Origin of the sequence: Saccharopolyspora pogona, from assembly GCF_014697215.1 — a bacterium.
Lineage (GTDB): Bacteria > Actinomycetota > Actinomycetes > Mycobacteriales > Pseudonocardiaceae > Saccharopolyspora > Saccharopolyspora hattusasensis.
Genome location: NZ_CP031142.1, coordinates 5,979,191 through 6,004,199, shown reverse-complemented (window position 1 = coordinate 6,004,199; position 25,009 = coordinate 5,979,191). Strand labels below are relative to the sequence as shown.

The following is a 25,009-nucleotide window of genomic DNA, read 5'->3' as shown; positions in this document are numbered from 1 at the left end:
TGTGTCGGGCCGTTGGGGTTGGGGCGAACGGACCGTTCGTGCCGATAGGAGCCTGTTGCAAAATTACGCCCACCACGGACCGTGATCGATCGATCACGGCTGAGATGGCCACTGGCGGACAAGCGGCGGCGATCGAGACTGATTTGGTACTTCGGTTCAGCCGTTTTCGCCGAAAACGCAACAGGCTCTTAGCTTGGGTTTTAACCTGCTTGCTTCTTTCCGGCGGGTTGCCGGGTGTCCGTTTTTTCGGTTTTTTTGCGGACGGGATGGCGTTGAGCAGGACCGGAGCGGGAGCCTGGGGGCCGCCCTGGGCCGGGCCGGGTGGGTTTCGGCACACGCGCGGGGGTCCCGAGACGATCATGGATGTGGCGAAACCCGCGGCGTACCCGGTGCGGGCTTAACGGCCGGTCTGGCTCGGGGCGTCGTTCCCAGGGACGCCGCAGGTCCGTGGTGAGGTTGCGGGCGAGTCTGAGTTGGGTGTAGGCGGCGATCGTCAGCCAGGTCCACCGGTCCTGCTGGGCGGGTGTGCGGGTTTTCGCCGCGGTCCAGCCCAAGGTCGACTTGGCAAAACGGAAGAAATGCTCGATGTCGAACCGCCGTAGGTAGACCCGCCACAGCATGTCCAGATCCAGTGGGACGCCCTCGGGGGCGGCCCACCACAGCCACAGGTCCTTGTGCGGGGCGCGTCCGTCGGGCAGGTGTTCCACGCGGACGTGCACGACCGTGCGGTGACCACGGGTAGTTCGCTACGGTCGGCGAACCAGCCGCGGGCTTGGATCTTCGGCGACAGCCCGGACCAGGCATGCACCTCAACCCGTCCGTAGCGGTCGGTGTCCACGGTCAGCGTGGCGTCCGGGGTGTGCCAACTGGTGGGGCTGGCGCACTCGAAGCGGGCGCCGTATTTCGGTGGCCGCCCGGTCCTGCCAGGCACCCGCGGCGGCGGTGGGCGGTGAAACACCCGATCGTCACGGTCGAGACGGATCAGCAGTTGCACGTCCACATCAGACACCGCGTCGGTCATCGCGGTAGCCCCGGATAACCAGAGTCCATCACCACCATCGGTGGAAGGCGGCCCGCTCCACCCGTGCGCCCGGCGGCGCGCAGACGAGTAGCCAACTCCCGGATCTGGGCGGCGGTCACCGCCACGAGATCATCGTCGGGATCCATCCGGACCGCATCCACCGGCGACACCCACGACGAACGACCCCACTGGATGCCCGCAAGCCACGCATAGTTCCAGCCAGGGATCGTCTTACGGTCACCGTCACAGCGACACGACGTATGACAGTGACCGCGATCCGCCGAGCACTCCGCATCCGGTCGCGGGCACACGGTCACATCAGCGGTGAACAGAAGCGGTCCCTCGTCCGCCGCGGCAGGCAACCCATCCACCAGCACATCCCGTACCCCGGCGGCGTCGATCTCCCCGGCCGCCAACGCGTCGTACAACGCGCCATGCCCCCGCCGGAACACCGGCGACAGCGACAACTCCACCAACGAGGTCACCGGCCGCTCACCGCAGGACACCGCATCGCAGAGCACGAACAACGCATCCGCCCGAGCCGACAGACACCGGTAAAACCCATCCCGGAACCCGGTCACAGCCCCGAACTCGACCGCCTGGCGGTCATCCTGCACACTGATCACGACAGCCCTTGGTTGATCTTCTTCTTTCGTCAGAAGCATGATCACCCAAGGGCTGTTCCCATGATCAACCGGGGCCACAACAACACCCAAAGGTTAAAACCCAAGCTTAGGCGGGGTGAACAGTCCGTTCGCTTCTCCTCCCGCAACCGTCAACGGGTCCGGGTGACCTTCTTCAGGCCTCGCGGCTTGTCGGGGTCGAAGCCGCGGGCCAGCGCCAGCCCGAGGGCCAGCTGCTGGACCGGCAGGACCTCCAGCACCGGCGCCAGCTCCTCGGCACAGTCCGGCACCGGGATGCGGTGCGAGGCGCGCACATCCGAGGCCGCCGAGCCGATGGCGCAGACGTCCGCGCCGCGCTCGTGGACCACGTCGAGCGCCTCGCGCATCGCGTCGCCGCCGCGCCCCTTGCTGCACAACGCGAGCACCGCGGTGTCCTCGTCGACCGCCGCGACCGGGCCGTGCAGCAGGTCGGCGCCGCTGTAGGCGCGGGCCGAGAGGTAGCTGGTCTCGGCAAGCTTCAGCGCCGCTTCGGAGGCGGTGGCCAGCGAGAAGCCGCGGCCGGTGGTGACCATCCGCTCCGCGAAGCGGTACCGGCGCACCGCCTCGTCCACCACCTTCTGGCCGGCGTCCAGGGCGGTCGCGGCCAGCTCGGGGATCGGCTCCGCGTTCGCGCCGGTCCCGCCCCGGACCGCGTCGACGAGCAGGTACAGGGCAAGCAACGTCGCGCTGTACGTCTTGGTCGCGGCCACTGCCTGCTCGCGGCCCGCCCGGATGTCCACCGACAGCTCTGCGGCGGAGTTCAGCGGCGAGTCCGCGGTGTTGGTGACCGCGACCGTCAGCGCGCCGCGTTTGCGGCCGGACTCGGTGACCTCCAGCAGGTCGGGGGACCCGCCGCTCTGGCTGACCGACACCAGCAGCACGTCGGTCAGGTTCGGTTGTGCGCCGTAGAGCGTGGTCGTCGACGGCGATGCCAGCCCGACGGGCAGTTCGAGCAGGACTTCGATCAGGTACTTCGCGTAGAGCGCGGCGTGGTCGCTGGAGCCGCGCGCAGCCAGCAGCGCGAAGCGCGGTCGGCGCTCCGCGATCGTCGCGGCGACCTCGGCGATCGCCTCCCGGCCGGCCAGCAGGTCGGCAAAGATCGCGGGCTGCTGGGAGATCTCGTCGGTCATGTGCCGACCGGGGGTGGCGGTCATCAGACCCATCCCTTCCGTTGAGGTCTAGACCAATCCTATCTGGGGGTGCCGCGGATTGTCAGGCGTGAAGCGCCGCTAGCCCTTCACCGCGCCCGCCGTGACGCCCGACACCATCTTGCGCTGCACCGCCAGGAAGAACACCAGGACCGGCAGCGTGAACAGGGTGGCCGAGGCCATCGTCGCGCCCCAGTCCGTGCCGAACGCGTTCTGGAAGGTCTTCAGGAACACCGGCAGCGTCTGGAGGTCCTCGGAGCGCATGAAGATCAGCGCGTACAGGAACTCGTTCCACGCCGTGATGAACGCGAACACCGAGGTGGCCACCAGGCCCGGCCCCAGCAGCGGCAGGGTGACCCGCCGGAACGCCCCGGCCCGGCCGCAGCCGTCCACCATCGCGGCCTCCTCCAGGTCCATCGGGATCCCGTCGATGAACCCACGCAGCGACCAGATGGTGAACGGCAGCGTCGTGATCCAGTAGACGAGGATCAGCGAGGGCAGCTTGTTCAGCAGCCCCAGATCCCGCATGAACAGGAACATCGGCACCATCAGCGCCTCGAACGGCACCATCTGCGCGATCAGCGCGAGCATCAGGAAGCCCTTGCGCCCGCGGAACCGGAACCGGCTCATCGCCAGCGCCGCCAACGTGCCCGCGACCAGCGAGCACGCGACCGCGGTGAGCGTGACCAGCAGGCTGTTGCCCAGGTAGCGGAGGAAGCCCGAGCCCAGCAGCGCGGTCGCGTAGTTCTGCAGCGTGACCGAGGTCGGCACCAGGTCGTAGGACGCCGACAGCGCCTCGCCTCGTGGCTTGAGCGAGCTGGCGAACATCCAGTACGTCGGGAACGCGAACACCAGCGCGATGGCCACGGCCAGCACCGACAACCCGATCCGGCGGGTCCTCACAGCTCCACCTCCTGAGAGCGCAGCAGCAGCCGCAGGTACTGGGCGCAGACGACGACGAGCACGAGCACCATCAGCACGCTGACCGCGGCGGCCACGCCGAAGTGCTTGCCCGCGATGCCTTCGAGGTACTGCATGACCGGCAGCGTGGTGCTCCCGCCGTCCGGGCCGCCCTCGCGCATCGCCCACACCTGCGAGAACACCTTGAAGTCCCACAGGATCGACAGGAACGTCACGATCATCAGCACCGGCTTGAGGTGCGGCCAGGTGATCGAGGTGAACGTCTGCCAGCCGCCCGCGCCGTCGATCCCGGCCGATTCGTAGAGGTCGTTGGGCACCCCGAGCAGCGCGGCGTACAGCGTCATCGCCACGAACGGCACGGCCTGCCAGACGATCAGGATGCCCACCACGGCCAGCGTGCTGGTGCCGCTGGCGAACCAGGAGTTCCCGGCGAACGAGTCGAAGCCGAGCAGCACCAGCGTCTTGTTCAAGATCCCGTACTGCTGATCGAAGATCCACTGGAACACCGTGGTCGCGGCCAGCTGCGGCACCGCCCAGGCCAGCAGCAGGCTGACCTGCAGCACCACCCGCGGGACCGCCGGCACGTGCTTCATCAGCAACGCCAGCAGCAGGGCGCCGACCACCGTGGCCGCCACGATGCACGCGGTGAACACCACGGTCCGGACCGTGACGGTCCAGAACTCGGGGTTGGAGAGGATCTGGGCGTAGTTGCCGAAGCCGATCCAGGTGAACTCGCCGCGGGTGAGCTCGCCGAGGTCGAGCTTGCGGAAGCTGGTCACGACGACGTTCACCGCCGGCCAGCCGAGCAGAGTGATCAGGGCGAGCACCGCGGGAGCGAGCAGCAGGTACGGCATCGCTTCCCGGACTCGCGGGCGGCGCCGGGCGCCGGGCACCACGGGCGAACCCGCAGTGCCCGGCGCCGGGCGGGTATGCGTGGCGGTCATGGTCAGTTGTTGCCCGCGAGCGCCTTGGTGATCTTGTCGTTCGCCTCCATCGTGGCGTCGACGACCGACTTCTGGCCGGTCAGCACCGCCGTCATCATGTCCTTCAGCGGGTTCTGCCCGGACTCGATGGCCGCCCACTGCGGGACCGCCGGCGGCACCTTGCCGTCCCTCGACGCAACGGCCATGGCCGCGCTGACCGGGCTCTTCTCCAGCGAGCTGGTGTCCTGCGAGGCGCCCGGCACGACTCCGCTGTCGGCGATCTCGGTCTGGTACTTCTGGCTGGTCAGCAGCCTCAGCCAGTCCTTGGCGGCCGCGGCGTCGGCGCTGCCCGCCGGGATCGCCAGGGTGGAGCCGCCGAGGAACACCGGGGCGGTCTTGCCCGGGTGCTTCGACGGGATCGGGAAGGCGCCGGAGAGCTCGGCGATCTGCGGGTTCGTCTTCGCCGCGGTCTGCACCTCCCAGGGCAGCGCGATCATCATCGCGACCTTGCCCTTGGCGTACACCTCGGCCTGCTGCGGCTCGGCCTCGTCGGTGTCGGCCGGGGCGGACGTCGCCGAGGTCTTGACCAGCTGCTGGTAGAACTCGACGCCCTCGCGGGCCCCGGGGGTGTCCAGGGCGCCCTGGTAGTTGGCGCCGTCGCGGACGGCGAGGTCGCCGCCGGAGTCCCAGATGAACGACAGCAGCGCGTACCAGGACTGGCCCGGCAGGTAGAGCGACTGGAAGTCGGGGTCCCCGCCGTGCTTCTGCTCCAGCTTGGTGATCGTGGCGAGCAGCTCGTCGCGGTTGGTGGGCGGCTGGGTGATGCCGGCCTGCTGGAACAGCTCCTTGTTGTAGACGAAGACGCGGTTGGCGGCGTAGAACGGCACGGCGTACTGCTTGCCCTCCCACGCGCCGGACTCGGCTAGCGCCGGCACCCACTGCGACTTGTTCATGCCCTCGGCATCGGCCGTGAGGTCCAGCAGCGTGCCCTCGGAGGAGAACTGCGCCGTCTGGCTGTTCCCGAGCTCGATCACGTCCGGCGGGTCGTTGCTGGTCAGCGCGGTGGTCAGGCGGTCCTGGATGCCGTTCCACTGCTGGATCTGGTAGTCGACCTTCATGCCCGGGTGGGTCTGCTCGAACTCCTTGTTGAGCTCGTCGATCAGCACGTCGGGCGCCGAGCCGTCCATCAACCAGACGGTCAGCTTGTTGTCGCTCTCGCCAGCACCGCCACCGCAGCCGGCGAGTGCCAACGACAGTGCGGCTGCCGCTGCGAGCGCTCTCCAGGTCTTCAACGTTTCGCCCCTTCCTCCGCGCCAGTGCGGAGCGGCGGGTGCGGGGCACCCGCCCTCTTTGGTGTAGACCAATGTGATCAAGATTGTGGTCCGGGGCACACGATGTCAAGACTTTTCAGCGCTACTGTCATGCACGCATAAGGCTGGCCCCTAGCTTCGGGCGCTCGTGCATCGCGACGGCAACCCCGTCGTCCGCGACGCTCGCGCGGCCGGCTTTCGGGCATGCTGAGGTATTAGGACTCGGCAGGGCGGCTCGACGCCTCGGGGAGCGGAACAACGGCGGCAAAATTGCGGTAGGAGGAACGATGCTCGAAACGTCCGTGTCCGGTGGGGCAGACTCGTCCGGACGCGCACAACGCGAACCGAAGTACTGGGGACTCAAGCAACACCTGCTGGACATGCTTCGATCCCTGCCGCCCGGTGCGCCGATTCCTACCGAGCGCTCGTTGGCCGCCGAGTTCGACGTCTCCCGCACGACGGTGCGCCAGGCGCTGGCCGAGCTGACCGTGGAAGGGCGGTTGCTGCGGGTGCAGGGCAAGGGCACCTTCGCGGCCAAGCCGAAGGTCGCCCAGCGGCTGCAGCTGAGCAGCTACACCGAGGACATGCGCGCCCAGGGGCGCCAGCCCACCTCGCGCCTGCTGGAGGTCGTCGAGGAACCGGCCGCGGAGGAGCTGGCCGCGCTGCTCGGGACCAAGCCGAGTTCGACCGTGCTGCGGCTGCGCCGGCTGCGGTTGGCCGACGGCGAGCCGATGGCCATCGAGACCACCCACCTGCCGCTGACCCGGTTCCGCGGGCTGACCGGCCAGCTGGAATCCGGCGGCTCCCTCTACCAGGTGCTGCGCGAGAACTTCGACGTCGAGCTCGGGCACGCCGAGGAGACGATAGAGACCGCACTCGCCAGCCCGGAGGAGGCCGAGCTGCTCGGCTCCGACGTCGGCCTGCCGATGCTGCTGCTGTCCCGGCACTCGTTCGACACCGAGGGGCGCCCGGTGGAATGGGTGCGGTCGATCTACCGCGGCGACCGCTACAAGTTCGTCGCGAGGCTCAACCCGCCCAACTGAGCTGCGCGCCGGTTTTGCGCTAAAACGGTGTTTTCTCCGCTTGAAGGGCACCCCGGTCGGGGTGCCCTTCGTCGTTGCGGGCCGCGGCGTTACGCGCAAGTGGGAGTCCTCACGGTTCGGCAACGTTATGGAGAAATCGCTTGTGCTCCCCCGTTAGAACGTTCTGGAGAGAGTGCATCAAGAGCGTGGGAGCCATGGTCAGGCAGAAAGAGGAGTCCGGCGAGCAGGAATCGGCCGAGGAGGGGGAGAAGTCCAAGAAGAAGCTCGACCTGTCACCGACCCAGGTCGCGGGAGCGGCGCTGGCCTCGGTGACCGCGGCCTTCCTGGGATCCCGGCTCGGGGTGGCGGGCACGATGCTCGGCGCCGCGCTGACGAGCGTGGTCATCACCGTGGGCGGCGCGTTCTACCAGCGGTCGTTCGACAGCGCGAAGGAGAAGGCGGTGCACGCCGCCGCGAAGGCCTCGGAGAAGCGGTTCAAGCGGACCACCGTCGCGCGCTTCGTGTCCAAGGAGGGCGAGAAGGTCGAGGCGACGCGGCACATCCACCTGTCGCCCGACATGCACTGGCCGGGCGGGGAAACGGTGGTGGACGAGGACCGCACGGCGAAGATCGACGCCGAGGCTGCCACCCGCATGCTGAGCTGGTCCGGAACGGAGCAGGCGAGCGAGGTCGTCGAGACGCAGCGGAGCCCCGATCGGCGCAAGCTCCGGACCCGGTGGGTCGTGGTGGCCGCTAGCTGCTCGGCGGCTTTCGTGCTGAGCATGCTGATCGTCACCGGCGTCGAAGGTGTGACCGGCAAGCCGCTCTCCGGCGGCGACGGCGGAACGACGCTCGGCCAGGTGCTGCACCGCGATCCGCAGCCAACGCCCAGCACCCCGGCCAAGCCGCGGGAGACCCCGAGCGAGCAGCCGCAGCCGTCGACGGAGGTGAAACCCACCCAGCAGCCGGCGGAGCAACCCACCACGGAGGCCCCGGCACCCACCCAGCAGCCGACGCAGGCTCCGACCTCGACGGAGCAGCCGGGCCAGGCGCCGGCATCGGGCGTCGTCGACCCTCGCGACCCCGCCGCTAGGACGGGAGAGCTGCAGCAGCCCACGTCTGGGCGATAAAAACCCCAGTTCAGGCGCCCCCTGCGCAACTCGATCGAGTTGCGCAGGGGGCGTTTTGGGTGAGATGGGGCGAAAGGGAAAAGGTGGGACTGGTGAGCTCCTCTGATACTGGATCGGCGGCGGGGGTTCTGAGATCCAGCTCACGAAGAGGGAGACATCAGATGAAGCGCAGACTCGCGGCCCGGGTGGCCGGGACCGTGATGTTGGCGGCGGGGACGGTGGCCGCGCTGACCATGCCAGCCACCGCCACCACCACCGAAACCGTGCCGCCCGCGAGCGAAGCGGCGACCCTGCTCGACGCGATGCAGCGCGATCTGGGCCTCAACCGGGACCAGGCCCTCCAGCGGCTCGACCAGGAAGCCGACGCCAACCGCGCGGAGCAGCAGCTCCGCGGCTCGCTGGGCGGCACCTTCGGCGGGGCCTACTTCGACCCGGCGAGCGGCAAGCTCGTCGTCGGCGTCACCGACTCGGCCGCCTTCGACGCGGTGCGGGCGGCCGGTGCCGAGCCCACGCTGGTCGACTACTCCATCGAGGAGCTCAACGGGGTCGTCGAGGGACTGAACCTCCGCAGCACCGCAGCCCCCAAGCCGGTTTCCGGCTGGTACGCCGACAGCCGCGCGAACTCCGTCGTCGTCACCACCAGGCCGGGCAGCGCCGTCCAGGCGGCGCGGTTCGTGCAGTCCACCGGCGTTCTCGTTGACGCGGTGCGGGTCGTGGAGTCGACGGAGAACCCGCGCACCCTGGCCGACGTCATCGGTGGCAACGCCTACTACATCGGCAGCGCCCGCTGTTCGGTCGGGTTCTCGGTGCAGGGCGGCTTCGTGACCGCCGGGCACTGCGGCAACGAGGGCGACACCACGTCGCAGCCCACCGGCCAGTTCAAGGGCTCGTCGTTCCCGGGCAACGACTACGGCTGGGTCCGGGTCGGAGCCGGCGAGACACCGCAGGCGCTGGTGAACCAGTACAACGGCAGCAACGTCAGCGTGGCCGGCTCCACCGAGTCCGCCGTGGGCGCGTCCATCTGCCGCTCCGGTTCCACCACGGGCTGGCACTGCGGTTCGGTGCAGGCCAAGAACCAGACCGTGCAGTACCCGCAGGGCACCGTGACCGGCCTGACTCGCACCGACGTCTGCGCCGAGCCCGGTGACTCCGGTGGTTCGTGGCTGTCCGGCAACCAGGCCCAGGGCGTGACCTCCGGCGGTTCGGGCAACTGCAGCTCCGGTGGCACGACCTACTTCCAGCCGGTGAACGAGATCCTCCAGGCCTACGGCCTGAGCTTGCTCACCCAGTAATTCCCCTGACCGGCCCCCGGCGATCAGCCGGGGGCCGCGCCATGTCCGGGGTGCTCCCAGGTGGACGTCCGGTGCGGACCGGGTGATCGGCGGGTGTCAGCCCAGGCGGTCGCGGAGTTCGCGGGCCGCCGCCCTGGGGTCCTCGGCCCCGGTGATCGCGCGGACCACGACGATCCGCTCCGCCCCGGCCTTGAGTGCCTCGTCGAGGTTGTCCGGGCCGATGCCGCCGATCGCGAACCACGGCCGACCGTGCCCGCGGTGCTCCGCGGCGTGCTCCACCAGGCCGAGCCCGGCCGCCTGGCGCCCCGGCTTGGTCGGGGTCGTCCACACCGGACCGGTGCAGAAGTAGTCCACGCCGGGTTCGGTGGCCGCGGCATCGGCCTGCACCACGTCGTGCGTGGACCGGCCGATCGCGACGTGCTCGCCGACGATGCGCCGGGCGATCTCCACCGGCAGGTCGTCCTGCCCGAGGTGCAGGATGTCGGCCTCGGCGGCCATCGCCACGTCCGCGCGGTCGTTCACCGCGAGCAGCGCGCCGTGCCGCACGCAGGCATCGGCCAGCACCTCCAGCGCCGCCAGCTCGTGGCGGGCCTCCAGTGGAGCGCCGTTCGGTTGCTTGTCCCGCAGCTGGATGATGTCGACCCCGCCGGCCAAGGCGGCGTCCGCGAACTCCGCGAGATCACCGCGCTCGGTGCGCGCGTCGGTGCACAGGTACAGCCGTGACTCGTCGAGGCGGGCGCGGATGCCGAAGCCGTCCAATCCAGGCATGTTCCACAGGGTAGCCCCCTGCGGCGCGGTCGCCGGACGCGCTTTCGGCGCTCACGCGCCGGGCATCGTGAAAATTGCTCGACCTCGCTCCTGACGTCGCAATCCTCGCCCGGTACCGTGGTCCTCGGTGAGCACGGGAGTCCGGGTACCGGGCTGAGAGGGGGCGCTGGCCCCGACCGTCGAACCTGATCCGGGTCATGCCGGCGCAGGGAGCGTGGAGTGTCTGAAGAACGGAAGAAGCACGTCGTCGTCGTAGGAGGCGGCGTGATCGGCATGTCCGTGGCCTGGCGCGCAGCCGCCGCGGGACACCGGGTTCAGCTCGTCGACGCCGAACCGGCGTCCGGGGCGTCCAACGTGGCCGGCGGGATGCTGGCGCCGATCGCCGAGGCGTGGCCCGGCGAAGAAGAACTGCTGGAACTGGGCGAGGCGTCGCTGCGGCTGTGGCCGGCGTTCGCCGGCGAACTCGGTCAAGCCTCCGGCCTGCCTTCGGGATTGCGCCGCGAGGGAACCCTGGTCGTCGGCGTGGACAGCGCCGACCGGGCCGAGCTGGACAGCCTCGTCGACTACCTCGCCCGGCTCGGCCGCACCGTCACCCGCCTGACCAGCCGGGAGGTGCGACGCCTGGAGCCGTCGCTGGGACCGGCGGTGCGTGGTGCGCTCGAGGTGCCGGGCGACCTCGCGGTCGACAACCGCCTCACGCTGGCTGCGCTGCGCGCGGCCGCCGCTGCGGCGGGCGTCGATTTCGTCGCGGCGAACGCGAAGCGGGTCCGGCCCGGCGTGGTGGAGCTCGAAGATTCCACTGTGGACTGCGATGTCGTGGTGATCGCGGCGGGCGTCCACTCGGGCGCGCTGCACCCCGCGCTGAAGGACCGGATCCGGCCGGTGAAGGGCGAAATCCTCCGCCTGCGCGCGCGAACCACGGCGGTGCCGCCGCCCAGCCGCACGATCCGCGGCCCGGTGCGCGGCCGGCAGACCTACCTGGTGCCGCGCGACGACGGCGGCCTGGTGCTCGGCGCCACCCAGTACGAGGTCGGCTTCGACAGCGAGGTCACCGTGGGCGGGGTGCGAGACCTGATCGCCGACGCCGAGCGGCTGATGCCGGGCATCGCCGAGTACCAGCTCGTCGAGTCCGCGGCCGGGTTGCGCCCGAGCACCGACGACAACCTGCCGGTGCTCGGCTGGCTGGAACCCGGTGTGCTGGCGGCCACCGGGCATCACCGCGGCGGCTTCCTGCTCGCCCCGGTCACCGTCGAGGCGGTGCTCGCGCTGCTGCACGGCGAGGAGCCCGCCACCGAGATCAAGGCCGCCGATCCGAGCCGATGGGGAGGACAGCAGTGCACGTCGTGATCAATGGCGAGACCCGGCAGGTAGCCGCCGACGCAACGCTCGCGGCGGTGCTGCAGGAATTCGGCGTGCCCGACCGGGGCGTGGCCGTGGCGCTGGACGGCTCGGTGGTGCCGCGTGCCGTGTGGCCGGACACCACGCTGAGCCCCGATGCCACCATCGAGGTCCTCACCGCAGTGCAAGGTGGGTGACGTGGCTCCGCCCCACCCAGAGGCGGGGCCCCAACCGGAAAGGTTGCGGTCCAGCCCGAACCGACCCCTTGCGGGGCAGGAGAAGCGCATCGCCCCGAACCTGTCGTTAGGAGAGTCATGGACGACCCGTTGGTGATCGCCGGCCGCGAGTTCGGTTCGCGGCTGATCACCGGGACCGGAGGGGCGACGAACCTCGCGGTCCTGGAGCGCGCGCTGATCGCGTCCGGAACCGAGCTGACGACCGTGGCGATGCGCCGCGCCGACGCCGGCGGCGGCACCGGTGTGCTCGACCTGCTGCGCAAGCTCGGCATCGAAGCACTGCCGAACACGGCGGGCTGCCGGACGGCGGCTGAGGCCGTGCTGACCGCGCAGCTGGCGCGGGAGGCGCTGGAGACGAACTGGGTCAAGCTGGAGGTCGTCGCCGACGAGGACACCCTGCTGCCCGACCCGGTGGAGCTGCTCGACGCCGCGGAACAGCTTGTCGACCAGGGCTTCGTGGTGCTCGCCTACACCAACGACGACCCGGTGCTGGCGCTGAAGCTGGAGGAGGTCGGTTGCGCGGCGGTGATGCCGCTCGGTTCGCCGATCGGCACCGGCCTGGGCATCCGGAACCCGCACAACATCGAGATGATCGTCTCCCGCGCGTCGGTGCCGATCGTGCTCGACGCGGGCATCGGCACGGCCTCGGACGCGGCGCTGGCGATGGAGCTAGGCTGCTCCGCGGTCCTCCTGGCCACGGCGGTGACCCGCGCCCAGGACCCGGAGCGTATGGCGGCGGCGATGCGAGCGGCGGTCGAGGGAGGCCGCCTGGCGTCCCTGGCGGGCCGAATCCCCAAGCGCTTCTGGGCCCAGGCCTCCAGCCCCGGCCGACCCCTGGAGTGAGCGGGGGGCGCTGGCTGGCCGGACCGGCTCACCGGTTCCGGCCGGAGGTTGGGCGGTCCCTGCCGAGCCGCCAGCCGGCCAGCGTCCAGCACACCCCCCCAGAGCAGGAAGAACGGTGACCACAGCAGCAGGTCCCAGCGCGCCAGGTCGCGCGCCAGCGCGGCATGCTCTCCCCGCGGCGGACTGACCCCCGTCAGCACCAACGCGTCACCGACGAAACCGAACCCCAGCGGCCCGATCGCGCGGACGATCATGAAGATCCCCAGCGTCCAGGCGATTGTCAGCAGCAGCCGGCGCGGGAGGGCCGCACACCAGGGGCGGGTGGTGGCCAGCGCGACGATGATGCCGACCACCGCGGCACCGGCCAGCACCCAGTGGCTCGCCACGAACAGCGGATCACGTGCGAGCAGTCGTTCGCGCAGATCCGGGGGCAGCGGATCCTTCCAGCGCATTTGCGCCCAGTGCCTGCGTGAGCTTCATCGACCCGTAGGCCGCGGCGCACGCTGCCGCCCCGTGCGCGCCCGCCCGCGTCCGGTCAGCCCACGGCATGTCTCGTCGCCTTCACGTAGGACTGGATCATCGCCATGAGCAGCGCGATCACGACGATCCCGAGGACGCCGTGGTGCCACTGCCAGCCCACACCGATGCCGATGAAGCCGTCCACGATCATGATCGCCGCGCCGGCGCCGACCGCCAGCAGCATTGCGGCCAGCACCAGCAACATCAACGGTCTGGGCACGCGGCGTCCCGGCGCCGCAACCGTGGCGATGGCCACCCACGCGCCCAACAACCCGGACGCGGCGGCGAACCACTGGGCCGTGGCAGCGTCCAGGAAGTAGCCGTCTCGCACGGCATCCGGCACGGCCGGGCCGCCCGGGAACCCGAGCCGGGCCTGCCAGGCGAAAACCGCTTTCCCCGCGGCGTAGCCGAGGAACAGCACCGCCACCGCGTACGCGGGCCAGTGTCTCGGGCGATCAGATCCATCCATGGCTGCGACGGTAGGAACCGCAAGCCGGGAACGACTCCCGCCCGAGTTGGAAACACCTCCCCCGCAGGGGGGAGCCGCCGCGCGCGAGGTTCAGGCACCACGACACGCGAGGCCGGGTTCGGGCAGGTCCGGTGCCGGAGTCAGCGGATGTGGAGGCGTTCGGGGCGGACGAAGCTGATCGTGTAGCTCTTCCACGGGCTGTCGTAGCCGAAGGTCCGGTCGATCGCCTGGCGGGCGTGCAGGGCGTTCTCCACCAGCGAGCTCGCCAGCAGCTCCGTCGCCGGGGCGCTGCCCGCCGGCACGTCCGGGATCTTCGCCGTCGGCTTGCCGCCCAGCAGGTCGTCCACCGCGCGTAGCGCCGGAACCGCGACCGCCTGCTCGGCCTCCGGCCGGAACGCGAGCGTCGCGACGTCCTGCCGCAACGCGTCGAGCGCGATGGCCGCCGCACGCGTCGCGCGGTCGTCGTCAGTCTCCTCACCGGTCCCGTCGAGCATTGCCGGCATGCCCAGCAGGTCCTGGGTGCGCCGCAGCGCCAGCACGTTCGCCGCCTGCAGCGCCACGGGCAGGTCGACGCCCTGCCCGGCCGCTCGCACGCTACGCAGCAGCTCGGACACCGCCCACACCGTGGACCGCACCGCGCCGCGCACGTCCGGCAGGATGCTGCTGGGCAGGACCAGGTAGCTGAGGTAGCCGACGCTCAGCGCGATGGCCGCTCCGACTGCGGTGTTCGCCGCGAAGCTGATGCCCACGTTCACCAGCGGTCGGTCCAGCCGCATCGCCTGGTCGACGACGGTCACCACGATCAGGCAGCCGAGCAGCGCCTGGTAGTCCGCACGCAGCCGCGTCATGTTCAGCAGCATGCCGCCGATCACCAGCGGCACCAGCAGGAACGTCCCCGGCAGCAGGGTGATCAGCACGGCCAGCGCGGTCACGCCGAGCACCGCGCCACCGGTCCGCTCCAACGCGCCGGTCATGCTGTCCCGCGCCGCCGGCTGCAGCACCACGTACAGCGCGAGCAGCAGGCTGGACGCCGAGGGGTCGCGCAGCAGCAGGACGATCACCATGCCGAAGGCGACCGCGAGGGTGCAGCGCAGCGCGTGCCGGAACAGCGAAGAGCGGAACGAGAGGTGCGCCCGGACCGCGCCCATGACCCGCTCCCGGCGCGCGCCGGGAGCCGGCGGCGGCAGCGGGGTCTCGACGCGGCGCATCACCGTGGCGCGGATCCGGTCCAGCCCCTGGTTGAGGCCCTGGACCGCGTCCGGCAGGTCCTGCCGTCCGCCGCGGGCCACCACGGCCTGCGCCGGGTCGCGGCGAGCCGCGGCCGGCAGTCCGGTGCAGGCGCGGGAGCGCACCGCACGGGCGAGTTCGGCGGCGACCTGGTCGGCCTCCGCGACGATCTGCTCCAGGCGGGCGGCTTCCGCGCGGTCGCTCTGCTGGGCCTGCGCGAGCAGGGTTTCGCGCGCCGCGCGGAAGCGAGCCGCGCCGGCCAGCACCTGGCCGAGCCAGGTGGCCGAGCCGTCGGCGCGCCACGCGGCGGCGGCCGATTCGACCACACCCGGCCCGGGTTCGAGCAGCGTCCGGGCGACCGCCACGCGAGTCGCCCTGGTCGGGTCGCCGATGCCGATGATCACTCGCAGGACCAGCGCGAACAGCGCGCCGGCGGCGGTCGAGGCCAGCAGCACCAGCGCCGGCTGGTCGGAGCCAATCCCGGTGGTGGTGGACACCAGCGTCGCGGCGGCGAAGGTCTGCCCGCCGATGCGGTAGTGCTCGCCCAGCGCGGGCAGCATGCCGCTGCCGAAGACCACCAGCGCCACCGCGAGCCCGGCCAGCACCGGGATGTTCACCAGCAGTGGGCCGACGGTCATCACGAGCACCAGCGCCGGGGTGAACCAGACGAACCGGCGCAGGTCGGTGCGCAGCGACTGGCCGCCGGTGGCGACCAGCGCCAGCACCGCGGTTAACCCGGCGATCAGCGCCGGGGTCTGCAGGTCGAAGATCCATCCGATGGCGGTGCCTGCCACCACGGCGACGAGCACCAGCACGGCGTACTGGCGCTGTCGGGGGTCCGGTGCTCCTGCCTCGGTGGCCAGCAGTCCCCGCACTCGTGTCCACACCGATTTAGCCACGCTGTTGCAAACCCCTGTCGTCGTCGTGCGCGTAGCGCGCAGCAGACCGCAACCGCCGATGGCCCGCAGTCTCGGGAAATACGCGTTTCTCAACCACTGTGTCGATGGGGCACGCCATTCGGGTTACAGATCCGGGACCAAAATCACTCTATTAGGGGGACGGTTGGGGGTTTCAGAAGGAGCGGGGGCTGACGCGCCAGAACGTCGACACCGGGCCCACCCCGGCCCCGAGCGGGTACGCGCGCGAGACGCTGCGGGTGACGAACCGCTTCCCGCTGCGCACCGCGTCCGGCATCGAGGCGCCCTTCGCCAAAGCGGCCGTGATCGCCGAGGCGAACACGTCGCCCGCGCCGTGGGTGTGCACTGTCGCGTAGCGGGGGCCGGGCAGCGGGATCGCCTCGTTGCCGTCGAAGAGCACGTCGACGCACTCCGGGTCGTCGGCCAGGTGACCGCTCTTGACCAGCACCCACTGCGGGCCGAAGTCGAAGATGGCCTTCGCGGCGTCCAGCAGGTCCGCGCGGGTGCGGGCGTCGATCCCGGTCAGCAGCCGGACCTCGTCGAGGTTCGGGGTGACCAGCGTGGCGCGCGGAAAAGCCTTGTACCGCAAGGCATCCAGCGCGTCCGGGCGCAGCAGCGGCTCGCCGCTGCGAGAGGCCGCGACCGGGTCCACGACGAACGGCGTGCGGCCTTCGCGGCCGATGCCGTGCTTGTCGCAGGCGTCCAGCACGGCCTCGATGGTGGCGGCCGAGGCGAGCACTCCGGTCTTTGCCGCGTCCACACCGATGTCCGAAGCGACCGCGTCGATCTGCGCGGCGACGGTCTCCGGCGGGATCTCCACCAGGCCGGTGACGCCGACGGTGTTCTGCACGGTCACGGCGGTCACCGCGGTCATGCCGTGCACGCCACAGGCGAAGAAGGTGCGCAGGTCCGCGTGCATCCCGGCGCTGCCGCCGGAATCCGATCCGGCGATGGTCAACACGGTCGGAGGGGCGGTGTCGTTCACGGGCCGAACTTCGTGCCCGGCCGAGATCTCGTGCATCCACCTCATGTTACGGCCCGGCTCCTACCGATCTTCCAGGGTGCGCGCGCCCCCGTGGACACGATTTCAATGGAAATCGGACCTTCGATTTCAATGGAACTTGCGGACCTCCGGCGTGTCGGCACCCGACACGCCGGAGGCTGTGGACAACCTCCGCAACTTCAATGGAAATCGCAGTCCCCCCTGCGAGGGGGGATCGGGGATCTAGTCGGGATCTAGCCGGGATCTAGTCGGCGAGCGGGAGGTAGACCTTGCCGCCGGCGCCCGCGAACTCCTCGGACTTCTCCTGCATGCCCGCTTCGATCGCCTCGACGCTCGTCAGGCCTCGCTCCTCGGCGAACCTGCGGATGTCCTGGGTGATCTTCATCGAACAGAACTTCGGCCCGCACATCGAGCAGAAGTGCGCCGTCTTGGCCGGTTCGGCGGGCAGCGTCTCGTCGTGGAACTCGCGCGCGGTGTCCGGGTCCAGCGACAGGTTGAACTGGTCCGTCCAGCGGAACTCGAACCGCGCCGTGGACAGTGCGTCGTCCCGCTCCTGCGCGCGCGGGTGGCCCTTGGCCAGGTCGGCGGCGTGCGCGGCGATCTTGTAGGTGATCACGCCGGTCTTCACGTCGTCCCGGTTGGGCAGCCCCAGGTGCTCCTTCGGGGTGACGTAGCAGAGCATCGCGGTGCCCGCCTGGGCGATCATCGCCGCGCCGATGCCGGACGTGATGTGGTCGTAGGCGGGGGCGATGTCGGTGGTCAGCGGCCCGAGCGTGTAGAACGGCGCCTCGCCGCACAGCTCCTCTTCCAGCCGCACGTTCTCGGCGATCTTGTGCATCGGGACGTGCCCCGGACCCTCGATCATCACCTGCACGTCGTGCTCCCGGGCGATGTGGGTGAGTTCGCCGAGGGTCTCCAGTTCGGCGAACTGCGCGCGGTCGTTGGCGTCCGCGATGGAGCCGGGCCGCAGGCCGTCGCCGAGCGAGAATGTGACGTCGTAGTCGCGCAGGATCTCGCAGAGCTCGCTGAAGTGCGTGTACAGAAAGCTCTCCCGGTGGTGCGCCAAGCACCACGCGGCCATGATCGAGCCGCCGCGGGACACGATGCCGGTGACCCGGTTCGCGGTCAGCGGCACGTAGCGCAGCAGCACCCCGGCGTGCACGGTCATGTAGTCCACGCCCTGCTCGCACTGCTCGATGACGGTGTCGCGGTAGATCTCCCAGGTCAGCTCGGCCGGATCGCCGTTGACCTTCTCCAGCGCCTGGTAGATCGGCACGGTGCCGATCGGTACCGGCGAGTTGCGCAGGATCCGCTCGCGGGTCTCGTGGATCCGCTTGCCGGTGGACAGGTCCATGACGGTGTCGGCGCCCCACCTGGTGGCCCACACCATCTTCTCCACCTCTTCCTCGACGGAGGAGGTCACCGCGGAGTTGCCGATGTTGGCGTTGACCTTCACCAGGAACTTCTTGCCGATGATCATCGGCTCGCTCTCCGCGTGGCAGCGGTTGGCGGGGATCACCGCCCGGCCGCTGGCCACCTCGTCCCGGACAAGTTCCGCCGGGACGCCTTCGCGGGTCGCGATGTACTCCATCTCCCGCGTGATGACGCCGGCCCTGGCCCAGCCGAGCTGGGTCCGGTGTTCCCGGCCGTCGGTCCACCCCGCCCGCATCCGGTGAAGTCCACTGTGGACGTCAACGTTGGCGTTCTCGTCGGTGTACGGCCCGGAGGTGTCGTACACGTCGAGGTGCTCGCCGTTGGTCAGCTCGATGCGGCGGAATGGCACTTGCAGGCCGGATTCGGTGTTCCGGAACACCTTCCGCGAGCCGCTGATCGGCCCGGTGGTGATCTGGGTCCCGTTCTCGGACGCGTTCGGACGCACGTCGGCCACTGCCATCCACTCCCTACGCCGGCATTACCCGGTCAGGTTCGTGCGGTCGGCGGCCCCGGAGTTCTCCAGCCGCCCTCTCAGCCCGCTGTTGGTACGAGCTCCCGCGGTTTTGGTTTGTCGCGGCCCGAGGCTAGCCGGACCCGCCGAACCTGCCAACCCCCGGTCACTCCGATGACGGCAGCGCGGATTGCCGTTAGGCTCTTTGACCAGGGCGATCGCAATGTTGTCAGGGATGGTGAGTACGGTGCGTGATGACATCGATACAGGAGGTGATCGCACTGTGACTGCTGCCCCTGCGTTCGAAACCGCTACCTGGGAAGAGTTGGTCGAAATCTGGCAGAACCTCGACCTTCCCAACGCGGCCTGGCGCGCGGAGATCATCGAAGGAAGGGTTGTGATGACGAGGCCGCCAGAAAACGCGCATAACCTGATTGCGGATCTCGTGCACGGAGAACTGCGCGATTCGATTCCGAAGGAGTGGGCGATTTTTCAGACATCCGGGATCAAGATTCCGGAGCGCAAGAGTTTGTGCACGCCTGATCTCGTGGTGATTCCCAGGAGTGATGTTCTGGCGGGCAAGAGCTCAATCCTCGCAGACAAGGCGTTGCTGGTTGTGGAGATCACATCTCGAGGCAACGCCGATGACGATCGCACGAGGAAGCTTTGGGGTTATGGGCACGCAGGAATTCCTTTGTATCTATTGATCGACAGGTTCGCGTCGGACGGGCCGACGGTGACGTTGTTCTCGCAGCCGACCGGCGGGCGTTATCTCCATCAACACCGCGTAGTTTTCGGTGAGCCTGTCGAGTTGCCCGAGCCGTTCGGCATCACGCTTGACACAAGTCAGTTCTGATCAATCCTCGTCCTCGGCGAAGGGGTCGCCGTGTTCGGCCGGGTCCCAGGTCAGGCCGGGGATGCCCCAGCCGTTGCGCCGCACCATCTTCTTCGCCGCTCGGGCGTGGCGGCCGACCAGGCGTTCAAGGTAGAGGTGGCCGTCCAGGTGGTCGGTCTCGTGCTGCAGGCAGCGGGCCAAGAAACCGGTCCCCTCGACCTCGATCGGCTTTCCGTCCACATCGGACCCGGTGACCTTCGCCCAGCTCGCCCGGCCGGTCGGGTAGGACTCGCCGGGCACCGACAGGCAGCCCTCCCAGTCGTCGTCCGGGTCGGGCATGGTCTGCGGGATCTCGACGGTCATCAGCTCGGGGTTGACCACCACGCCGCGGTGCTGGACGCCCGCGTCGTCGGGACAGTCGTAGACGAACAACCGCAGGTCGATGCCGATCTGGTTGGCCGCCAGCCCGACCCCGTTGGCGGCGGCCATCGTCTCGAACATGTCGTCGACGAGGGTGCGCAGCGCGTCGTCGAACCGCTCCACCGGACGGGTGGGGTTGTGCAGCACCGGGTCGCCGACGACGCAGATCGGGTGAACAGCCATGAGCGGGACTTTAGCGCTTCCGGCGCCTGTTGCGCCGGGGTGCTCTCGTGCGTTGCTCGCAGTGTGATCCGCTCCCGCCGCGAATCCGAGCATGGTGTAATTGAGGGGGAATCACAGCCGTGTGATTCCTGCGAACGCGGGAAGTCCCGAATCGCGAGGCGAGGAGCCAGATGGACGCCGCCCAAATGCTGACCGCGCAGGAGATCGCCCGTCAGTGCGAACAGTTGGCGCGCCTGCAACAACGGCAGGGAACATCTGATCAGGCACCCGGTCGGCGGTTGCGACTCGCCGAGCCGATCACTCAGCCGATCGAGCGGATCGTGGAACCGCCGCCCCAGCCGGTGCCGCCCCAGCCGTCGGCGCCGGACGACGAACTCGACGATCGGGCGAGGGGCATCCTCGCCTTCGAGTCGCAGTGGTGGAAGCGCGAGGGTGTGAAGAAGGAGCGCGCGATCCGCGAGCTGTTCGACATGTCCGCGTCGCGGTACTACCAATTGCTGAACGCGTTGCTGGACAGTCCGGCCGCCGCGCAAGAAGACCTTATGCTGATCAAGAGGCTGCGCAAGGCAAGGGCGGGTAGGCAGCGCGCACGGGCCGCCCAACGACTGGGAATCGAGTTGCACTGATGACTTCAGGGGAACCGTCCACCGGACCCGCCAAGGCCAAGATCATCGGCTTCGGTCTGATCGGGGTCGGTGCGATCGCGGGCGTCGTCGGCATCGTCACGCTGGTTTCCGGCGGCGGCGCGTCGAATTCCGCCCAGCCGCTGTCCCCGGAACCGGGCAACAACCCGCCGGTCATGTCGCTGACCCAGAATCCGCCCGCCGAGTCCGGCGTGGTGCCGCCCGCCACGTCGCAGGTCGCGCCGTCACCGGCCACACAGGACAGCCCGCCGCCCGCGCCGCCGCAGGGCACGCGGAACCAGGACGTACTCGTCGGTTCCGGCGACGCGACGACCAAGATCCTGGTGCGGGTCTACAACAACAGCACGATCAGCGGATTGGCGCACCGGGCCGCGGAGGACTTCCGGAGCTCGGGTTACGAGGTGCCGGAGGTCGGCAACTACTCGGCGGGGCTGATCCCCACCACGACGATCTACTTCCGGCCCGGCACCGTCGAGGAGCAGCAGGCACAGGAGATGGCGGTCCGCTTCGGAGCGCGCGCGGAGCCCCGCTTCGAAGGCATCCAGGATGCCACGCCGGGCTTGATCGCCATCATCACCAACGACTACAAGGGCCACGCCAACACCAAGTGACGGTCCCGTTCGCTCACCCGGGGTCGTGCCAATTTCGCGAGAAATTGACCGTCGCCCGGGTGAACGTCGATTTCTCGCGAAATTGTGCACCCCGAGGGTGACGGGCGGCGGGTTTCCGGGGTGGCGGTTGCGTTGCGTCACTTCCGGCGACCGCGTCACCCGGTCGCCGGTCGATTTCGCGAGAAATTGACATCGGTCTAGGTTAGCGGCGGTTGGCGTAAGCCTCCAGGGACGCGAGCTGGGCCGGGTCGAGCGAGGGGCGGACCGCCTTGCGGGCCGTGGCGAGGTGCTCTGCGGAAACCTCCGCTGCGGACAGGGATTCGCGCATCGCCGTCAGGGCCGCTTCGCGGATCAGGGCCGCGCAGTCGGCGGCGGAGTAGCCGTCGAGTTCCTCGGCGAGGGCGGCCAGGTCCACATCGGACGCCAGCGGCGTGTTCTTCGCCGCGGATCGCAAGATCGCCCCGCGGGCTGCCGTGTCCGGCGGCGGGACGTAGACGAGGCGCTCCAGCCGGCCCGGTCGCAGCAGGGCCGGGTCGACCAGCTCCGGGCGGTTCGTGGCGCCGAGGACGACCACGTCGCGCATCGGCTCCGCGCCGTCGAGTTCGGTCAGCAGCGCGGCGACCACCCGGTCCGCCACCCCGGAGTCCGAGGACTGGCCGCGGCGGGGCGCCAGCGCGTCCACCTCGTCGAGGAACACCAGCGTCGGCGCGGCGTTCGCGGCCCGCAGGAACAGCTCGCGGACCGCTCGCTCGGACTCGCCGACCCACTTGTCCATCAGCTCCGCGCCCTTGACCGCGAGCACGTTCAGCCGTCCGCTGCCCGCCAGGGCCCGCACCAGGAACGTCTTGCCGCAGCCAGGCGGCCCGTACAGCAGCACGCCGCGCGGCGGCTCGACGCCGAGCCGGGTGAACGAGTCCGGGTACTGCAACGGCCAGAGCACCGTCTCGGTGAGGGACTGCTTCACCTCGGCCATGTCGCCGACGTCGTCCAGGGTCAGCCCGCCGGTCTGCAGGTTGTCCGATGTGGACATCGAGATCGGCCGGACCGACGACAGCGCGTCCAGCAGGTCCTGCTGCCGGATGCGGGGATCTGCGGCGTCGTCCTGGTGCCGCAGCGCGGCGCCGACGGCGGCTTCCCGGCACAGCGCCACCAGGTCGGCGACGACGAATCCCGGGGTGCGCTCGGCGACCTCGGCGAGCCGCACGTCGTCGGCCAGCGGCGCGTTGCGGAGCAGCACCCGCAGCAGGTCCGCGCGGGTGGCGTCGTCGGGGAGGCTGAGGGTGAGCTCCCGGTCCACCAGGCCGGGTTCGCGCAGCCTGGGGTCGATCGCCTGCGGCTGCGAGCTGGTGACGACCACGGCGAGCCGGTCGGTGCCGATCGCGCCGCGGATGGCGTCGAGAGCCACGGTAGCTAGCGGCGGCGGCTCGGTGCCCGGCAGCAGGCTCTCGACGTCCGTCAGCAGCAGTACGCAGCCGCCCTCCGAGGTGGTGGCGCGGTTGATCGCGTCCTGCAGGCGTTGGGCGGCGGCACGCGGTTCGAGCGCGGCGAAGCTGGGCGCGGCTAGTTCGACGAGGTCCGCGCCGATCGCGCTCGTCACGGCGCGGGCGAGGGTGGCCTTGCCGACCCCGGCCGGGCCGCTGAGCAGCACGCCGAGGTGCGGTTCGGCGCCGAGGCGGCGCAGCAGCTCGGGCTGTTCGAAGGCCAGTCGCAGCCATTCGGTGAGGCGCTTCGCCGTGTCGCGGGAGCCGACGAGGTCGGCGACCGGGACCACCGGCCCGGTCGGCTCGACCGGTGCCGGTTCGGGCTGCGGTGCCGCTTGCGGGGCCGGGGTGGTCCCCGGCGTCGCGCCGTCCCGCCATTCGACCACTGTGGACGGTTGTACGGACACCGCGCCGGGCGGTTCGGTGGCGGCGATGGTGATCAGCTCGTTGGTCCAGGTCATGCCGATGGCTGCGGAGAGCTTCCGGCGCACCTCGCCGGCGTTCGCGGTGGTCGCCGGCGCGACGTCCTGCGGCAGCAGCGACACCGCGTCGCCGGTGCCGAAGACCTTGCCGGTCAACGCCAACCGCAGGGTCTCGGGGGCGACGGTGGCGCGGGCCAGCCGCGAGCCCGCGATGCTCACCCGCTTCGCCGCCGCGACCTGCACGGGCGAGACGCCGACCTCGGAGCCTTCGGTGAGGCCGAGGTTCATCAACGCCACGTCGTCGAGCAGCAGGATCCCGGTCGGGCTGCCGACCTGGGCTGCAGCGGCCAGCGCGACGGTGACCCGAGCACCGGTCAGCTGGACGGCGTTCCACGGCCGCAACCCCAGGGCGTCGAGCACCTCGGGGTGCAGGCGCACGACCCCGCGCCGGGTGTCCTTGGCGGACGGGGAAAGACGGGCGGTCAACGTTATCGACGGCACGCCGCGAGCTTAACCGCGCCGCCGCCCCGGCACCGGTGCCTTCCGCCTTCGACGAGCCTTCGACGTGGAGTTCCGGGCTGGCGGCGGGATCCGCAGTTTCAATTCAATTGAAATTGAAACTTGAAACTGCGGACCATCGGTGTGTCGTGAGGGTGTGTCGTGAGCCCGACACATCGATGGCTGTGGACAACCCAGGATGGCTGTGGACAACTTCCGCAATTTCAATTGGAAATCGGAGGTCCGATTTCCATTGAGGTGATCTCGGTAAGAAGTGGCTGAAGGCGGCCTGCCGGAATGGGTGTGTGATCGGGTAGGGCTGGCCTGGGGAGAGTGGGACGTGGGGTCCCTGGTAGAAGAAGTTCGACCAAGAAACGATCTTCGACCAGGGAAGGCCCCACGTGGTCACGTATTCTGCCAAACTCGATGTTCCCCGTGAACTGGTGCTCTTCCTCAGCAAGCTGCTGGCCGGTGAACGCCGCCGGAAAGGGACCCGCAAGGGGCGCCGGGCGTTGACCACGTTCTGGCAGGCTGTGCTGGTCCTGCGGTGGTTCCGCGACCGCACCGACACCACCAAACTGGCCCGCGATCACGGTGTCGCCCGCGCGACCGGCTACCGGTATGTCGACGAGGGCATCGAGGCGCTGGCCGCGCAGGCCCCGGATCTGCACGACGCCCTGCAACGGGCCAAAGACAACGGCGACGCCTATCTGATCCTGGACGGCAAAAACTTCTCCTCCGACCGTCTCGGCGAAAAGACCACCAGCACCAAAGGCACCGAGATCGACCTGTGGTACTCCGGGAAAACCCGCGAACAAGCCGGCAACATCCAAGCACTGACGGACCCGGACGGGTTCCCGCTGTGGGTCTCCGACGTCGAGCCCGGGTCCGTCCACGACATCACCGCCGCTGAAAACCACGTCCTCGGCGCCCTGTACTGGGCTTACTCCCAGCTCGACCTGCCCACCCTGGCCGACGGCGGCTACCAGGGTGCCGGAGCCGGGGTCCTCACCCCGATCAAACACCCCAAAACCAGCAAAGGCCGCCCACTCGACGTCGACAACCAGACCTACAACAAACTGCTGCGCGGCCTGCGCGCCCTCGGCGAACGTGGATTCGCCCTGCTCACCGGCCGTTGGCGCGCCCTACGACACTTCACCACCAGCCCCCGCAAAATCGGCCCCATCGTCAAAGCCGCACTCGTACTCACCCAATTCGAACACGGCCGACTCGCATAACCCCCTACTGAGATCACCTCATTGAAATTGCGGGAACCCAGGT

General features: G+C 69.7%; 21 protein-coding genes, 3 pseudogenes and 1 riboswitch. Of the genes and pseudogenes, 10 read left to right on the top strand and 14 right to left on the bottom strand.

Annotated elements, in window-relative coordinates; translation table 11 throughout:
- Positions 1–200 precede the first annotated feature (200 nt).
- The 6 genes and pseudogenes from DL519_RS47335 to DL519_RS27800 all read right to left on the bottom strand — a co-directional run bounded on the left by DL519_RS47335 (position 201) and on the right by DL519_RS27800 (position 5,967).
- Entirely contained in the window at positions 201–719 is a 519-nt protein-coding gene (locus DL519_RS47335) for a hypothetical protein (RefSeq protein WP_223840481.1), read from the bottom strand.
- Between the two features lie 137 nt (positions 720–856).
- Positions 857–1,686, bottom strand: a pseudogene (locus tag DL519_RS47330) (transposase); the annotation flags it as partial.
- A gap of 110 nt (positions 1,687–1,796) precedes the next feature.
- On the bottom strand, positions 1,797–2,846 hold the full coding sequence (locus DL519_RS27815) for an SIS domain-containing protein (RefSeq protein ID WP_190819130.1): 1,050 nt from the start codon (positions 2,844–2,846) through the stop codon (positions 1,797–1,799).
- Between the two features lie 66 nt (positions 2,847–2,912).
- Complete coding sequence (locus DL519_RS27810) at positions 2,913–3,734, bottom strand: carbohydrate ABC transporter permease (RefSeq protein WP_190819128.1); 822 nt, start codon at positions 3,732–3,734, stop codon at positions 2,913–2,915.
- Positions 3,731–4,696, bottom strand: coding sequence for a carbohydrate ABC transporter permease (locus DL519_RS27805; RefSeq protein WP_397544979.1), 966 nt, complete (start codon positions 4,694–4,696; stop codon positions 3,731–3,733). Before DL519_RS27805 ends, DL519_RS27810 begins: the two co-directional genes overlap by 4 nt.
- 2 nt (positions 4,697–4,698) lie before the next feature.
- Complete coding sequence (locus DL519_RS27800) at positions 4,699–5,967, bottom strand: extracellular solute-binding protein (protein WP_190819126.1); 1,269 nt, start codon at positions 5,965–5,967, stop codon at positions 4,699–4,701.
- Between the two features lie 305 nt (positions 5,968–6,272).
- On the opposite strand from DL519_RS27800, the gene DL519_RS27795 reads away from it, so the two are divergent.
- From DL519_RS27795 to DL519_RS27785, 3 genes are all read left to right on the top strand, one after another.
- Positions 6,273–7,028, top strand: coding sequence for a GntR family transcriptional regulator (locus tag DL519_RS27795; protein ID WP_190819124.1), 756 nt, complete (start codon positions 6,273–6,275; stop codon positions 7,026–7,028).
- A 194-nt stretch (positions 7,029–7,222) separates the two neighbouring features.
- Positions 7,223–8,137 (top strand): hypothetical protein, encoded by a 915-nt coding sequence (locus DL519_RS27790; RefSeq protein WP_190819122.1) that lies wholly within the window; start codon positions 7,223–7,225, stop codon positions 8,135–8,137.
- 161 nt (positions 8,138–8,298) lie between these two features.
- Positions 8,299–9,429, top strand: a complete 1,131-nt coding sequence (locus DL519_RS27785; RefSeq protein WP_190819120.1) for a S1 family peptidase — start codon at positions 8,299–8,301, stop codon at positions 9,427–9,429.
- Between the two features lie 96 nt (positions 9,430–9,525).
- On the opposite strand, the gene thiE is transcribed toward DL519_RS27785, so the two are convergent.
- Positions 9,526–10,197: a thiamine phosphate synthase gene (thiE, locus tag DL519_RS27780; RefSeq protein ID WP_190819118.1), complete on the bottom strand. Its 672-nt coding sequence runs from the start codon at positions 10,195–10,197 to the stop codon at positions 9,526–9,528.
- Positions 10,198–10,320: 123 nt separating this feature from the next.
- Positions 10,321–10,426, top strand: a riboswitch (TPP riboswitch).
- Here thiE and thiO point away from each other — a divergent pair.
- The 3 genes and pseudogenes from thiO to thiG all read left to right on the top strand — a co-directional run.
- A pseudogene (gene thiO, locus DL519_RS27775) lies at positions 10,414–11,544 on the top strand (glycine oxidase ThiO); the annotation flags it as partial. Its footprint overlaps the riboswitch before it by 13 nt.
- A complete protein-coding gene (thiS, locus tag DL519_RS27770; RefSeq protein WP_190819114.1) occupies positions 11,532–11,732 on the top strand; it encodes a sulfur carrier protein ThiS in 201 nt (66 codons plus the stop codon). The pseudogene thiO and the gene thiS, both read left to right, overlap by 13 nt.
- A 117-nt stretch (positions 11,733–11,849) precedes the next feature.
- Complete coding sequence (thiG, locus tag DL519_RS27765; protein WP_010308431.1) at positions 11,850–12,614, top strand: thiazole synthase; 765 nt, start codon at positions 11,850–11,852, stop codon at positions 12,612–12,614.
- Positions 12,615–12,715: 101 nt separating this feature from the next.
- Here thiG and DL519_RS50400 read toward each other — a convergent pair.
- The 5 genes and pseudogenes from DL519_RS50400 to thiC form a co-directional block, all read right to left on the bottom strand.
- Positions 12,716–13,066 (bottom strand): annotated as a pseudogene (locus DL519_RS50400) (DUF3995 domain-containing protein); the annotation flags it as partial.
- 83 nt (positions 13,067–13,149) lie between these two features.
- On the bottom strand, positions 13,150–13,602 hold the full coding sequence (locus DL519_RS27755; protein WP_190819113.1) for a hypothetical protein: 453 nt from the start codon (positions 13,600–13,602) through the stop codon (positions 13,150–13,152).
- A 140-nt stretch (positions 13,603–13,742) separates the two neighbouring features.
- Positions 13,743–15,728, bottom strand: a complete 1,986-nt coding sequence (locus tag DL519_RS27750; protein ID WP_190819112.1) for an FUSC family protein — start codon at positions 15,726–15,728, stop codon at positions 13,743–13,745.
- Between the two features lie 172 nt (positions 15,729–15,900).
- Positions 15,901–16,767: a bifunctional hydroxymethylpyrimidine kinase/phosphomethylpyrimidine kinase gene (thiD, locus tag DL519_RS27745; RefSeq protein ID WP_190824253.1), complete on the bottom strand. Its 867-nt coding sequence runs from the start codon at positions 16,765–16,767 to the stop codon at positions 15,901–15,903.
- A 226-nt stretch (positions 16,768–16,993) separates the two neighbouring features.
- Entirely contained in the window at positions 16,994–18,643 is a 1,650-nt protein-coding gene (gene thiC / locus DL519_RS27740; RefSeq protein WP_223839624.1) for a phosphomethylpyrimidine synthase ThiC, read from the bottom strand.
- 238 nt (positions 18,644–18,881) lie between these two features.
- On the opposite strand from thiC, the gene DL519_RS27735 reads away from it, so the two are divergent.
- Entirely contained in the window at positions 18,882–19,490 is a 609-nt protein-coding gene (locus tag DL519_RS27735; RefSeq protein WP_223839622.1) for a Uma2 family endonuclease, read from the top strand.
- Here the strand turns inward: DL519_RS27735 and DL519_RS27730 are convergent, their stop codons facing one another.
- Complete coding sequence (locus DL519_RS27730; RefSeq protein ID WP_190819110.1) at positions 19,491–20,072, bottom strand: peptide deformylase; 582 nt, start codon at positions 20,070–20,072, stop codon at positions 19,491–19,493.
- A 170-nt stretch (positions 20,073–20,242) separates the two neighbouring features.
- Between DL519_RS27730 and DL519_RS50395 the strand changes: the two genes are divergently transcribed.
- Together DL519_RS50395 and DL519_RS27720 are read left to right on the top strand one after the other, a co-directional pair.
- Positions 20,243–20,698, top strand: a complete 456-nt coding sequence (locus DL519_RS50395; protein WP_190819109.1) for a DUF3263 domain-containing protein — start codon at positions 20,243–20,245, stop codon at positions 20,696–20,698.
- Positions 20,698–21,327 carry a LytR C-terminal domain-containing protein gene (locus tag DL519_RS27720; RefSeq protein ID WP_190819108.1) on the top strand — a complete coding sequence of 210 codons (630 nt, stop codon included), beginning with the start codon at positions 20,698–20,700 and terminating at the stop codon, positions 21,325–21,327. The genes DL519_RS50395 and DL519_RS27720 overlap by 1 nt, the downstream gene beginning before the upstream one ends.
- Positions 21,328–21,529: 202 nt before the next feature.
- Here the strand turns inward: DL519_RS27720 and DL519_RS27715 are convergent, their stop codons facing one another.
- Positions 21,530–23,731, bottom strand: a complete 2,202-nt coding sequence (locus DL519_RS27715; RefSeq protein ID WP_190819105.1) for an AAA family ATPase — start codon at positions 23,729–23,731, stop codon at positions 21,530–21,532.
- Positions 23,732–24,129: 398 nt separating this feature from the next.
- On the opposite strand from DL519_RS27715, the gene DL519_RS27710 reads away from it, so the two are divergent.
- Positions 24,130–24,966: a transposase family protein gene (locus tag DL519_RS27710; protein WP_190812966.1), complete on the top strand. Its 837-nt coding sequence runs from the start codon at positions 24,130–24,132 to the stop codon at positions 24,964–24,966.
- Positions 24,967–25,009 lie beyond the last annotated feature (43 nt).